At 33.3% G+C, this 13,259-nt stretch carries 14 protein-coding genes; 1 reads left to right on the top strand and 13 read right to left on the bottom strand.

The genetic code is table 11. The annotated features are described in order from the left end of the window. Positions 1–190: 190 nt before the first annotated feature. The 7 genes from spoIVA to CAB05_RS22770 form a co-directional block, all read right to left on the bottom strand. Positions 191–1,669 (bottom strand): stage IV sporulation protein A, encoded by a 1,479-nt coding sequence (gene spoIVA, locus CAB05_RS08570; protein WP_087999405.1) that lies wholly within the window; start codon positions 1,667–1,669, stop codon positions 191–193. 197 nt (positions 1,670–1,866) lie between these two features. Continuing rightward, positions 1,867–2,583: a YphF family lipoprotein gene (locus CAB05_RS08565; RefSeq protein ID WP_087999404.1), complete on the bottom strand. Its 717-nt coding sequence runs from the start codon at positions 2,581–2,583 to the stop codon at positions 1,867–1,869. A 20-nt stretch (positions 2,584–2,603) separates the two neighbouring features. Next, a complete protein-coding gene (locus tag CAB05_RS08560) occupies positions 2,604–2,789 on the bottom strand; it encodes a DUF2768 domain-containing protein (protein WP_087999403.1) in 186 nt (61 codons plus the stop codon). A 303-nt stretch (positions 2,790–3,092) separates the two neighbouring features. After that, a complete protein-coding gene (locus tag CAB05_RS08555; protein WP_087999402.1) occupies positions 3,093–3,356 on the bottom strand; it encodes a stage VI sporulation protein F in 264 nt (87 codons plus the stop codon). 122 nt (positions 3,357–3,478) lie between these two features. Further along, positions 3,479–4,519: an NAD(P)H-dependent glycerol-3-phosphate dehydrogenase gene (locus CAB05_RS08550; RefSeq protein WP_087999401.1), complete on the bottom strand. Its 1,041-nt coding sequence runs from the start codon at positions 4,517–4,519 to the stop codon at positions 3,479–3,481. A 55-nt stretch (positions 4,520–4,574) separates the two neighbouring features. Beyond that, positions 4,575–5,885, bottom strand: coding sequence for a ribosome biogenesis GTPase Der (der, locus tag CAB05_RS08545; protein WP_087999400.1), 1,311 nt, complete (start codon positions 5,883–5,885; stop codon positions 4,575–4,577). 132 nt (positions 5,886–6,017) lie between these two features. Further along, positions 6,018–6,626 carry a YphA family membrane protein gene (locus CAB05_RS22770; RefSeq protein ID WP_442903104.1) on the bottom strand — a complete coding sequence of 203 codons (609 nt, stop codon included), beginning with the start codon at positions 6,624–6,626 and terminating at the stop codon, positions 6,018–6,020. 109 nt (positions 6,627–6,735) lie between these two features. Between CAB05_RS22770 and CAB05_RS08535 the strand changes: the two genes are divergently transcribed. Then, a complete protein-coding gene (locus CAB05_RS08535; RefSeq protein WP_087999398.1) occupies positions 6,736–6,873 on the top strand; it encodes a YpzI family protein in 138 nt (45 codons plus the stop codon). Between the two features lie 510 nt (positions 6,874–7,383). Here CAB05_RS08535 and rpsA read toward each other — a convergent pair. The 6 genes from rpsA to CAB05_RS08505 all read right to left on the bottom strand — a co-directional run bounded on the left by rpsA (position 7,384) and on the right by CAB05_RS08505 (position 13,198). Beyond that, positions 7,384–8,505 carry a 30S ribosomal protein S1 gene (gene rpsA / locus CAB05_RS08530; RefSeq protein ID WP_087999397.1) on the bottom strand — a complete coding sequence of 374 codons (1,122 nt, stop codon included), beginning with the start codon at positions 8,503–8,505 and terminating at the stop codon, positions 7,384–7,386. 107 nt (positions 8,506–8,612) lie between these two features. Next, entirely contained in the window at positions 8,613–9,293 is a 681-nt protein-coding gene (cmk, locus tag CAB05_RS08525; RefSeq protein WP_087999396.1) for a (d)CMP kinase, read from the bottom strand. A gap of 135 nt (positions 9,294–9,428) precedes the next feature. Beyond that, positions 9,429–9,614 (bottom strand): DUF5359 family protein, encoded by a 186-nt coding sequence (locus CAB05_RS08520; protein WP_087999395.1) that lies wholly within the window; start codon positions 9,612–9,614, stop codon positions 9,429–9,431. 70 nt (positions 9,615–9,684) lie between these two features. Continuing rightward, positions 9,685–10,347 (bottom strand): flagellar brake protein, encoded by a 663-nt coding sequence (locus CAB05_RS08515; RefSeq protein ID WP_158093219.1) that lies wholly within the window; start codon positions 10,345–10,347, stop codon positions 9,685–9,687. Positions 10,348–11,123: 776 nt separating this feature from the next. Continuing rightward, positions 11,124–12,092, bottom strand: a complete 969-nt coding sequence (locus tag CAB05_RS08510; RefSeq protein ID WP_087999393.1) for an asparaginase — start codon at positions 12,090–12,092, stop codon at positions 11,124–11,126. Positions 12,093–12,223: 131 nt separating this feature from the next. Then, positions 12,224–13,198, bottom strand: a complete 975-nt coding sequence (locus CAB05_RS08505; RefSeq protein ID WP_087999392.1) for a YpdA family putative bacillithiol disulfide reductase — start codon at positions 13,196–13,198, stop codon at positions 12,224–12,226. Between the last annotated feature and the right edge of the window lie 61 nt (positions 13,199–13,259).

Genomic DNA, 13,259 nt, shown 5'->3' with positions numbered 1-13,259 from the left:
CATATTTCAATATGTTTTAGAAGAAAATGTTGGAATTCCTCGAAAAAAATAGTAACTTTTCTGAAAAGTAGATAGAACTTTGTGATCTTTACAAAAAAAATGTTAAAAATGAGTTAAAACACTTGATTTTTATAGGTTTTTCCATACAAAAAAAATCAGATGGATGTCTCACCATCTGATTCATTAATGATCACAGGATAATCGCAATTAAACCGCCACTACCTTCGTTAATAATTCTTTCCAATGTTTCTTTCAATTTATATCTTGCATTTTCTGGCATCAACGATAATTTTGCTTGAATACCTTCACGCACGATTGAGCTTAACGAACGACCGAAGATATCTGAGTTCCAAATTGAAAGTGGATTATCTTCAAAGTCTTGCATTAAATATTTAACAAGCTCTTCACTTTGCTTTTCAGTACCGATAATCGGCTCAAAAGTTGATTCAACATCTACTTTAATCATATGGATAGATGGTGCAACAGCTTTTAATTTTACGCCGAATCTCGAACCATGTCGAATGATTTCAGGCTCATCTAAGCTCATATCTAATAGCGAAGGTGCTGCAATTCCGTAGCCCGTTTGTTTAACCATTTTTAACGCATCTGCTACTTGATCATACTCTTGCTTCGCATGAGCAAAATCCTGCATTAGCTCTAATAAATGATCCTTACCACGGATTTCAACCCCAACAACTTCTTTTAACACTTGATCATATAATTCATCTGGAGCTGATAAATCAATTTCTGCTACACCTTGCCCCATATCAATTCCAGCAAGTTGTGCATATTGGATAAATTCATAATCAGTAAATTGACCGACTACATAATCAACATCTCTTAGACGTTTAATATCTTTAACCGTTTCCTGAATTGCTTCTTGGTAACTTTGACGTAACCAATGGTTTTCTTTTAATACAAGTACCCAGCTTGGTAAATTCACATTAACCTCTAGTACTGGGAATTCATATAATGCTTCTCTTAACACGTTCATTACATCGCCTTCGCGCATTGCTTCTACACTTAGCGCAATAACAGGAATGTCGTATTTTTGTGAAAGCTCTTGTCTTAAACTTTCCGTGTTTGGATGATAAGGTTGTGAAGAATTAATGACCATAATGAACGGCTTACCAACTTCTTTTAACTCTTCTACAACTCGTTCTTCAGCTTCAATATAATCATATCTTGCAATCTCACCAATCGTACCGTCAGTCGTTACAACCACTCCAATTGTAGAGTGTTCTTGAATTACTTTTCTAGTGCCAATTTCTGCTGCTTCATTAAACGGAATTGGTTCTTCATACCATGGTGTACTAATCATTCTTGGACCATTTTCATCTTCATAGCCTTTAGCACCTGGTACACTATAACCTACGCAGTCTACTAAACGAATATTTACATCTAAACCATCTGCTACATGAATTTTTACACCTTGATTTGGTACGAATTTTGGTTCAGTTGTCATGATTGTTTTACCAGCAGCACTTTGAGGAAGTTCATCATGTGCTCTAGCACGATCCGCTTCATTTTGAATATTTGGAATAACAACTGCTTCCATAAATCTTTTAATAAATGTCGATTTACCAGTACGAACAGCACCTACTACACCTAAGTAAATATCTCCTCCAGTGCGCTCGGCAATGTCTTTAAAAATATCTATCTTTTCCATGTGTTCCCCTCCCGATTTATCAATACATGGGAATAATTGACTTGAAGTAGTATGCCTATGACAATATCATTCTATGATGTTGTCCTAGAGAGTTATGACAAGATTTTTTAATTTTTCTTATCAATTTTTTTAGGAAGAAATAAAAAAATCCTTCGATAAAATGTATTCTTTTATCAAAGGATTATGATTTTATTTATTTAATTTTGTTCTAAAAATACCGGTTGTCCATCTTTAATCGTATACGGTAATGAATAAGCTGGTAAGATTGGTGAGTCTTTTACTAAGATTTGACGGATATCTTCACCGGTTTTCATTTTCTTAGCATCATTTAATTTTTCAAATAAATCGATTGAGTAATCCACGTAAAATTCTCCATCATTGCCCATTACGATTGGTAAGTTTTTTTGACTATATGGACTTGTTACAAATGGTTCTTCTTTAAAGCCCATCTTTTTGTAGTTTAGTAGGAATACACCTTTACTTAATGTTTCTTTTATTGGAGGGTAAGTATTTTTATCTTTATAAACTTGTACTCGCAAAGAAACATCTCTAATTTTTTCCGCAATACGCAGGTCAATTAGTTTAATAGTAGGATTCGTTTCCGCATCTATTAAAACATATTGATAAACCCCACCATTTTCATAAGCATTGCCGGGGGCATCACTTATATAGCTTGGAATTAATTTTGTAAAATCGACTGGGTATTTTAAATATATTGGCGTATTCATATCTTTATTTTTAATTGGTAATAAACCATTATTATTTTCTTTAAATTTATTAACAGCAGTTTGGACTGACTGCAATTGATCTTCATATGGAATTTGATTTTGTGCCAGTTGATCGTCTGGATATAAACATCCACTTAACGTACTAACCACAAAGCACATACATACGATAAAAAGTAGCTTCTTCATGTTAATCCCCTTATTAGTAATTAGCTAGGCCAGCTCAAAACAACATATGTTATTAATAAACCAGAAATGATTAATGACATATACGCTAAAAATGCTGTAACCACTTTAAAAAATTTAATTTTAATCCAATTTCTACTTAAGTAAATTAATAAAATTGATACGATCATTAATCCCATTCCTACGAATGCGCTTATTTCAGTATTCATCTTAGTCCCCCTATGTAATTTCTCACATTACTATAGTAACAAAATAGTTTCTTGATTTAAATCAAATTCTAAAATTGATTTTTCTTGATTCCTGAAAAAAATTATAAAAAATTCAACTAGCTTGTCCTTTCATTCTTAAAAAAAGAAAGAAAAAGTTTCTTCACTTCTTCTTTCCTTGAAGCAAATTGGGGCACTTGCTTCACTTTGACTAACACCCAACCAGAATACATCCGGTAAAAGTCATTCTATATTATGCATAAGATATAGAATATGCACTCAATACATCGCAGAGAATGAGCCCAATTATTTTTGTTTAAACATATTCGTTAAAGATTGAAAATCAAGAGGCATATTATTTGTTACAATCGCTTGAACAATTTTATCTTCTTTATCTTTCGTTACTTGGCGACCAGTCATTGCCGCAATTTGACGTACAAGTTTACGAACAGTAGCCTCATCTTTGAAATTAGCATCTTTAACTGAATCAGCAACTTTAAAAATATCTGTTTTACTTACATTTGCCTTTTTTTCAATTTTATCAAAGAAACCATTTTGATTATTTGACACTATTCAAACCTCCTTCTTCGCTATACACCATATGCTATGCAAAAAAATAGAAATGGTGAAACGCCTAAAAGAGGCTATAAGATAAAAAGCATTAAAAACGTTGTTTTTAATGCTTTCAATACTTATTTCGTCAAATCACTAATAAAATTTGAAGTACTCTCGCCCTCATGTCTCTTATCACGATTCATTAATGCATCTACCCCAAGCTTAGGGTTTTTTCCTTCAAATAATACTGCATATAATTCATTTACGATCGGCATTTCAACTTTTGCTTGTTTAGCAAGCTGATAGGCTGCTTTTGTCGTTCGCACACCTTCTACTACCATGCCCATATTCTCTAACACTTCATCTAATGATTGGCCTTTGCCTAATAAATTACCAGCACGCCAATTTCGGCTATGTACACTTGTACAAGTTACAATTAGATCTCCCATACCAGTTAAGCCAGCAAAAGTTTGAGGATTAGCCCCCATCTCTTTACCTAGACGTATGATTTCGGCTAAACCTCTTGTCATCAATGCTGCTTTTGCATTATCACCATATCCAAGCCCATCCGTAATTCCTGCTGCCAACGCAATAATATTCTTTAATGCTCCACCAATTTCTACACCAATTACATCTTCATTTGTGTAAACACGGAAGTATCCATTTGAAAATAACTCTTGTACCGCTCTAGCGTCTTCCATATTGGCTGAAGCAGAAGTAACAGTAGTTGGGTGTCTCAATGCAACTTCTTCGGCATGACTTGGACCTGATAATACGACAACTGACCCTAAATTCTTTTCATCAATCTCTTCAGAAATCATTTCTGAAATACGTTTAGATGAATCGGGTTCAATCCCTTTACTAGCATGAATGATTGTAACTTTATTTTTCAAAATAGGATTTAATTTTTGACATACTTCTCTAATCGCTTTTGTTGGTACAACTAGTAATATATATTTAGCATCCTCGACTGCTTCATTTAATTCAACAGTCGCTTTTAATGAGTGTGGTAATTCAATTTCTGGTAAATATCGTTTATTCGTATGGAATTCATTTATGTCATTAATTAATTCAGATTTATTTCCCCACAAAGTAACAGAATGTCCATTATCTGCTAAGACCATAGCTAAGGCAGTTCCCCAACTACCCGCGCCTAGAACCGCTATTTTTTTTGTCATACAAACACTCACTTTCAAAAATCAGATTCAAAAATATTATTATTTTTTGTTCAACTTATGCACGTGCACGACCAATAATCTTAATTGGAGAACCTTCAAAATCAAATGCATCACGAATTCGATTTTCAAGGAAACGTTCGTAACTAAAGTGAAGTAATTCAGGGTCATTTACGAATACAACAAATGTTGGTGGCTTAATTGCAACCTGTGTTGCATAATACACACGAAGTCTTTGACCATTATGAGTTGGTGTTGGATTCATCGCAATCGCATCCATAATGACATCATTTAGTACATTTGTCGGTACACGTAAGCTATGACTTTCACAAGCTTTATTAATCATTGGTAATAATGTTTGAGTTCTCTTACGTGTTTTAGCTGATAAGAATACTATTGGAGCATAATCTAAAAATTGGAAATGAGCGCGAATATTTTCTTCAAACTCTTTCATTGTCTTTTCATCTTTTTCAACAGCATCCCATTTATTAACGACGATTACAACTGATCTACCTGCTTCATGCGCATAACCAGCAATTTTCTTGTCTTGCTCAATAATTCCTTCTTCACCATCTAAAACAACTAAAACAACATCAGATCGCTCGATCGCACGTAAAGCTCTAAGTACACTATACTTTTCTGTACTTTCATATACTTTACCTTTTTTCCTCATACCTGCTGTATCTATAATGACATAATCTTGTCCATCTTTTGTGTACGGCGTATCAACTGCATCACGAGTCGTACCTGCAACATTACTTACAATAACGCGCTCTTGACCTAATAAAGCATTTACTAAAGATGATTTACCAACATTTGGACGTCCAATTAAACTAAATTTAATTGTTTCTTCATCATAGTTTTCTTGATCTTTATCTGGAAAATGACCGATTACTTCATCAAGTAAATCCCCAAGACCTAATCCGTGAGAACCTGAAATAGGATAAACTTCTCCAAATCCTAACGCATAGAAGTCATAAATGTCGCTGCGCATTTCAGGATTATCTACTTTATTGACAGCTAACACTACTGGTTTTTTAGTTTTGTATAAAATTTTCGCTACTTCTTCATCAGCCGCAGTAACGCCTTCACGACCGTTTGTTAGAAAAACAATAACATCTGCTTCATCCATCGCAATTTCAGCTTGTTGACGAATTTGCTCTAAAAATGGCTCATCACCAATATCAATTCCACCAGTATCAATTAAGCTGAATTCTTGATTCAACCATTCTGCAGAGCTATAAATACGATCTCGAGTAACTCCTGGTATATCTTCTACAATCGAGATTCTTTCTCCCACGATTCTATTAAAGATAGTTGATTTCCCAACATTGGGACGACCAACTATTGCAACTGTCGGTTTAGACATTTAATTCATCCTTCCTAGCATAACTATGAACCATTTAATTCTTAATAAATGTTTTTAGTTTTCATCTTCTATATAATTTATTTAAATAACTTATCTATTTTAACAAAAAATGTGAAAAAAGACCAATTTTCATCAATTTTTTACTAATTTTCCACTTTTCAAATTCTTTTTTGAAAAATTTAAAGACAATAATCTTAAAGAAGTGATGAGTACAATGGTTAAAAATAATGAATCAAGCCATGATAAATCACCTATTATATATTGTACTTTTATTGATCGATACGTAAAAAAATTGAAGACTTCACCTTGTATTAGTCCTATTATAAGCAGTCTGATTCTTTCGATGTAATGATTACTTAAAAATATTGCCAATACAGTTGTCATTAAAGAAATTGAAAAAAATTCATTTATAAAATAACTCGCTGGATCATAAATCGCGAGTATACTCATGCTACTATAAGACATCCCGATAATGAGTCCTTTAAAAAAATGTATGAATTGTTCACTAAACTTTAACTTACTTACATCGTAACTAATCATAAATATTGACAAAAGAAATGCTACATTCATTTGAAAATTAAACAACTCGAAAGTAAACGTAGAACAACAAATCAAACAAAACAAAACACCTAACTTTAAAAATTTCTCATTCAAACGATCTTGCGTTCTTGAATAAAATAAAATAATTGTCCAAATTGAAAATAGAAAATACAAACCTTGCACACCAAAGACCTCCCACATACACTTAGTATTCGACATTTCTACATGAAAATAATCAATCTTTCAATAAAGTGAATAAGAAGTTTCAATAAAAACGAACCTATAAATGAAACGTTTGGAGGTGAAACCTTTGGGAAAAGATCGACAAGAAAAAAAACTAAGACAATCAAGAAGAGTTGAATCTGACCGAGATCAAAGCATCCACAACAAGGGTGCAACAAGACTCGACACACCAGAAGAAGCAAGAGAAATAAATCAGCATAACTGAGAAATGTGGAAGGCGTTCGTTCTGCCCCGACAAGCATAAGACAAAAACCAATAAAGGTGCTTTTTACCTTTAGTGGGGTTTGGCTTATGACTCGAGGGGCAAACGCCTGGAACTAGACAGTTAGAAATGTGGAGGCGACTGGTTAGCTCCGACAAGCATAAGACAAACACTAATAAAGGTGCTTTTTACCTTTAATGGGGTTTGACTTATGACCTCGAGGAGCTAGGAGCCGGAACTAGACACTAGAAATGTGGAAGGCGTTCGTTCTGCCCCGACAAGCATAAGACAAAAACCAATAAAGGTGCTTTTTACCTTTAGTGGGGTTTGGCTTATGACTCGAGGGGCAAACGCCTGGAACTAGACAGTTAGAAATGCGGAGGCGACTGGTTAGCTCCAATAAGCATAAGTCGGAGAATCAAAAAATGGCTTTTACCTTAAAATGAAGCTTAGAGCAAAGTAGCCCTACAAAAAAAATCCTTTAGCAATAAATGCTAAAGGATTTTTTCTTGATTATTTTTTAAATTTATTTAATTTGTCACCAAGTAGTTCACTTAGTTGGAATCCACTATTTTCACTTGGTTGAATATATTTTGAGATTTCTTCTTGAAGCTCGGCTTCGCCAGCTTCTTTAATACTTAATGAAAGTCTCTTTTCACTTTGGTTAATTTCTAACACTTTTACTTTTACTTCTTGACCAACTGCTAGTACTTCATTTGGATTCTTAATATGCTTGTCAGCAATTTGAGAAACGTGTACTAATCCTTCAATACCTTCTTGAACTTCAACGAATGCACCAAAGTTTGTTAATCTTCTTACTGTTCCTTCAACAACTGCGCCCGTAGTAATTTTACTATTTAATTGATCCCATGGGCCTGGTTGGATCGCTTTCATAGATAACGCAATGCGGTTTGTTTCAGTGTCAATTGAAAGTACTTTAACTTTCACTGTATCACCAACAGCTACTGCTTCTTCAGGCTTTGAAATTCGGTTGTGTGACATTTGAGATACATGAACTAAACCATCTACTCCACCAATATTTACAAATGCACCAAAGTTCGTTAATCTTTCTACTTTACCTTCAATCACTTGACCAACTTGAATTGAAGAATATGCTTTACGTCTGTTTTCAACTTCATTTAATTGTTCAACTGCTTTGTGTGATAAAATGACACGATTTTTTTCGCGATCTACTTCTTCAACCACTACTTCTAGAGATTGCCCTTTAAATGCAGCTAAATCTTCAACGAATTTTTTTGAAACTAGTGAAGCTGGGATAAAACCACGTACACCCACATCTGCAATTAGTCCGCCATTTACTTGCTCTGTAATGATAACTTCAAATACTTCTTTACTTGCTAATTTTTCAGTTAAAACATCCCATGCTTTTTCTGAATCAACAGCACGTTTTGAAAACACAACAGTATCTTCTTCAACTTTAATTACTTTTAATTCAATTTCTTGTCCAACTGTTAATACTTCATTTACATTTTCAATATGTACATTAGAAATTTCTTTTATAGGAAGAATACCATCCGTTTTACCACCAAAACCTACAATTGCTTGCTTATCTTCAATTTGTTCAACCACGCATGAGATAATTTCCCCAACCTCTGGCATTACTTTTTCAACCATATCATATTCCTCCTTATTTTTGAAAACGGTTAGACCTTTTATGTATTGTCCTCTTTTACCTTCTAATAAATAGGTAGAAAAGTCAAGGAATGTGATGAATAATTCATCTAAATATTATTTGTTTTTTCTTTTACAATCGACAATATTTCTTCGACAACGTCATTTATGCTTTTTGATGTTGAATCCAATGAAACTGCATCGTCAGCTTTTTTAAGCGGAGATACTTCTCGTTCCGAATCAATTTTGTCTCTAGTTGCGATTTCCTCTTTTAAAACGTCTAAATTGCTTTCAAAACCATTTTTTAGATTTTCAATATGTCTTCTTTGTGCTCTTTCATCTACAGAAGCAATCATAAATATTTTCACTTCTGCATTAACTAAAACATGTGTCCCGATATCACGTCCATCCATCACAACGCCACCATCAACTCCATATTCTCGTTGTAAGTCGACCATTTTTTCACGTACTAAACTATGCTTAGCAACAAAAGATACATTTCTAGTAACCTCTGGTGTACGAATCGCTTCAGAAACATCAGTTTGATCAATATAAACTTTTTGCACACCATTTTCTGGTACAAGCTTAATTGTCATTTTAGATAGTAATAAAGATAATTCTTTTTCATTATTTACATCAACATCGTTTTGAATTGCTTTTAAAGTTAGTGCTCGATACATTGCGCCTGTGTCTATGTAAATATAACCCAATTGTTTTGCTACTATTTTTGCAACTGTACTTTTACCGGCAGCTGCTGGTCCGTCTATAGCGATACTTATTTTTTTACTCATATGTCCTCCTACATAAAAAAATTGCTAATTAAAATAGCAACTTTGTCTTAGCATGTCCTAAAAATATGTTTTCAAATAAAAAAAACAGGCAACCCTGCTTTTTTTATCTTACCATATGAAGCGATTGAATTCATCTTATTTACCAATTTCACTATATACTTCTCTTGTAACATCTTTTGCCTTTTGTGTAACACCTTCATATAATTCAATTTTCGTTAAATAAACAGAAAGTCTAGGAAAGGACAATAGATATTGACTGAGTACCAAACATAATAATTGAATGATAATCAACTTTAAAAGGATTCTTTCTACTCTTTTCATTGTAAATCATACCTTTTTAATTACCATTATGATTGTATATAGTAAATTTTATACACAATTTCAACAAATATTAATTTTTCATACCTTTTCTTCTATGCTTTAATTGTTGATCAAATGAAAACTGTATTAAATCCTGTCTTTGAATAGGTGTTAATCCATCAAACTCAAGTGAAACCCTTTGTTTTCCCTCTACGACTTGACTGTTTACTCGAATGATATGTGCCTTTGTTTTGACATATCGATGAGTCTCACCTTCGAATGGTAAAACCAACCACAAAACGATTGTCTTACCTATAATAAAATCATTTTCCTGGGGTGCAAGGATTGCTATACCACCAGCACTAATGTCTAGGCTTGTTGTTGTAAACGGTTTAAAATCGTCAAATAAAGGATGAACAGCTACGTCAACTATACTTGGTACACGAACATAACGTCTTCTCTGAGCTTTTTCTAAAGAATCATTACCTGGAAATGACATGATAATAACCGGAATCTCAATTTTCTTTCTTCCAATGATTGAAGTATAGAAAGTAAATACATTTTGCTCTTTTGTCACTATATATGCTTTTAATTTTTGATCATTTAATAAGAAAGATGTTTTACCTGTTGCTTCATCAAAAGGGTAGTCTATATATAATTCTTCATTTCTTATTTCTACGATTTTTGATTTATAACGTTTCACTTCTTTTGCATCAATGTCTTCTAATATTAGTACATCCCCTACATTTAGCATTAGACCCTCCCAAACAATGTTCACATAATTGATTTTTGTGACGAAAGTCGTCATTCTTCAATGGTATATATTACTAGTATAAAGCATGAAATTGAGTAAGTATATGTAGTTTTTTCACAATTACGAAATCTTTTAATTCGCTTAAATAGTACTAAATCCACACATTAATTTCCTTGCAATAGTTCTTTTTCACTGAAAATGCATTTAAAAGTCGTTATAAACATTTTATTGAACTAAAATTAAACAATAACGGGGTCTCTTTAGAGGAAGAAACTTATTAAATAAATTTAAATCGCACACTTAAAATAACAATCAAGAACTTAAAAAGAGGCTGTCTCATAAGTCAGTTGACTTGAGGCCGCCTCTTTTTATTTATCTTACATATCAATATCGTACAATTTTTTATTTTATAACTGATTGCGTGGATTTTTCCCTTTAGGTTGATCGCTTTCCTTAGGGCTAAGCTTGAGCCACCTCGGAAAAAGGTAGGCATACTAAAACCACGACGTCCTGTCGTAACGCATGCATGACCAACATCCTGTGGGTCTCCTGTGGGGTCTCAATCTTCCTACTATTCCCACAGGAGTCGAGCAGCCTTCCATTCCAAACACATTCTTTATCCTCTGTGGACTCCAAAAAAACTATTTAAAACAAAAAATAATGACAACTAATTATTCATTCTAATTAGTTGCCATTACTCGTGTTATTTTATTGTTTTCTCACTGCGAAGTGAAGCAGATATGATCAGTACATGTCCTTTATTAGGCAGTGTCTAGTTATTTATGGAATCCTTCATGAATGTTATTTACATCTGAAGCAAGCATGACTGTCAGTTTAATTCTTGCTTTCTTACTATCATAATCTTTTCCTAGAATTACACCTTTATTAACTAAATCGTATGCACTACCAAAATAATCATATGTAGGGTATACTTCGCCTTCTTCAGAGCTTGTAGTAATAATAACTTTTACCCCTTTTTTGACTGCTGCTTCAATTTCTTCAGTCATATGAGGTGAAACTTGTCCTCTACCTACTCCTTCTAAAATAATACCTTTTGCACCATGATCAACTGATGCTTTTACAAGATATCCTTTAGCTTCTATGTAACATTTAATAATATCAACTTGAGGTAATTCTTTTGTTATTTTGTATTTGTCCTGTATTACTGGCTTTTGATAGATATGAACTTTATCATTATCAATAATCCCTAGATAACCAAAACCAAATACGTTGAATCCTTGAATATTTGAAGCATGTTCTTTTTTAACATATTTCGCTGTAAATATTCGCTCATTAAATACGACAACAGTGCCGATATTTTTTGACGACTCATCAGATGCTGTATAGATTGCATGCCTTAAGTTTATAAATGCGTCTGTTCCCAATTCACCAGGAGATCTTTGAGATCCTGTAATTACGACAGGTCTTTCATCATCTACAGTTAAATCTAAAAAATAAGCTGTTTCTTCGAGTGTATCAGTTCCATGTGTAACGACAATACCATCAACTGATTCATCATTAAAATACTCTTCAATCTTCTGTTGAAGCAAAATCCAATGATTAAAACTTATATGCATACTTGGAACTTGGAAAAATGAATCAACAATGATATTGATATCATTCGGTAATTTAAGCATTTCAGCTATTTCTTGTCCAGATAATGCACCAGAATCTAATTTACCAGACTGTGCATTCGGTTTACTTGCAATCGTACCACCTGTTGTAATTAGAACGACTTTTTTCATTTTTCACACCCCGTTTCACAGGAATTATAACATCTAAAAATTATTGAAGTAAATAGGAATCAACAATTCTCATCAATAATTAGGAATCAACAAAAAAACGTAGCCTAAACTACGTTTGTTTAATTAATTGATTATCTAGTAGAAATGATATTCTTCGCAATTAAATCACCGTGGAAACGACCGTTTTCAATGAAAATTTCATTCGCATTATTCCCAGCAGCTATTACGCCAGCGATATAGATTCCTTTAATATTTGTTTCCATAGTTTCTGGATTAAATGTTGGACGACCTGTCGAATCATCTACACCTACTCCCATACTTTTTATTAAAGAGTGATCTGGATGGTAACCAGTCATTGCGTAAACAAAATCATTGTCAATTTCATATATATCACCTAGTTGCTCATATATCACTGATTTTTCTTTTATTTCTATAATATTCGCTTGAAACTTCATATCAATCGCTTCTGATCGAACAAGGGCCTCAAATTCTGGTAATACCCAAGGCTTAATACTCGGAGAATATGAATTACCTCGATACAATACAGTTACTTCAGCACCACATTTTTCAAGTTCTAACGCAGCGTCTACACTTGAGTTTTTCCCACCAACAATAACTACTTTTTGATTAAAATGCTTATGTCCTTCGAAAAAGTAATGTGAAACTTTTTCAAGCTCTTCACCAGGAATTGATAAATAATTTGGTTGATCATAATACCCTGTGGCCACGACAACTGCATTAGCCCTATACTGTTTTTGTTCTCCACTTTTTGTAATTGACTCAACCAGAAAATCCTTATTTTTTGTAACCTTTAATACTTCCTCGAAAGAATGAATTGACACCTTATTTCTTTTTACGACATCTCTATAATAGGCTAGAGCTTGGTGTTTTTTCGGTTTTCTACCTTCAATAATAAAGGGGATATTTCCTACTTCTAATTTTTCACTCGTACTAAAGAATGTTTGATGAGTAGGGAACCGACTGAGTGTATGAACTATATTTCCTTTTTCAATAATTAGTGCTGAGATTCCTTGATTCTTCAAAGACAAATATGTCGCAATCCCACAAGGGCCTCCACCTATAATTAGCACTTCAACTTTTTCCATTTTAAACAACTCCATTAAACTCGGTCTTGGTTTATCTAAACTCTATTTTACCGATATTATC

Source organism: Gottfriedia solisilvae, assembly GCF_002128405.1.
GTDB lineage: Bacteria > Bacillota > Bacilli > Bacillales > Bacillaceae_G > Gottfriedia > Gottfriedia solisilvae.
This window is presented reverse-complemented; position numbering and strand designations above follow the sequence as displayed.

What these genes read in the sequence shown, in the direction of transcription:
- CAB05_RS08560 (WP_087999403.1), bottom strand. Translation starts at nt 2,789, where the DNA reads ATGAATACTGAAATAAGCGCATTCGTAGGAATGGGATTAATGATCGTA.
- CAB05_RS08520 (WP_087999395.1), bottom strand. Translation starts at nt 9,614, where the DNA reads ATGAAAAGAGTAGAAAGAATCCTTTTAAAGTTGATTATCATTCAATTA.
- CAB05_RS08505 (WP_087999392.1), bottom strand. Translation starts at nt 13,198, where the DNA reads ATGGAAAAAGTTGAAGTGCTAATTATAGGTGGAGGCCCTTGTGGGATT.
- spoIVA (WP_087999405.1), bottom strand. Translation starts at nt 1,669, where the DNA reads ATGGAAAAGATAGATATTTTTAAAGACATTGCCGAGCGCACTGGAGGA.
- rpsA (WP_087999397.1), bottom strand. Translation starts at nt 8,505, where the DNA reads ATGGTTGAAAAAGTAATGCCAGAGGTTGGGGAAATTATCTCATGCGTG.
- CAB05_RS08510 (WP_087999393.1), bottom strand. Translation starts at nt 12,092, where the DNA reads ATGAAAAAAGTCGTTCTAATTACAACAGGTGGTACGATTGCAAGTAAA.
- cmk (WP_087999396.1), bottom strand. Translation starts at nt 9,293, where the DNA reads ATGAGTAAAAAAATAAGTATCGCTATAGACGGACCAGCAGCTGCCGGT.
- CAB05_RS08515 (WP_158093219.1), bottom strand. Translation starts at nt 10,347, where the DNA reads ATGCTAAATGTAGGGGATGTACTAATATTAGAAGACATTGATGCAAAA.
- CAB05_RS08550 (WP_087999401.1), bottom strand. Translation starts at nt 4,519, where the DNA reads ATGACAAAAAAAATAGCGGTTCTAGGCGCGGGTAGTTGGGGAACTGCC.
- der (WP_087999400.1), bottom strand. Translation starts at nt 5,885, where the DNA reads ATGTCTAAACCGACAGTTGCAATAGTTGGTCGTCCCAATGTTGGGAAA.
- CAB05_RS08565 (WP_087999404.1), bottom strand. Translation starts at nt 2,583, where the DNA reads ATGAAGAAGCTACTTTTTATCGTATGTATGTGCTTTGTGGTTAGTACG.
- CAB05_RS22770 (WP_442903104.1), bottom strand. Translation starts at nt 6,626, where the DNA reads ATGTGGGAGGTCTTTGGTGTGCAAGGTTTGTATTTTCTATTTTCAATT.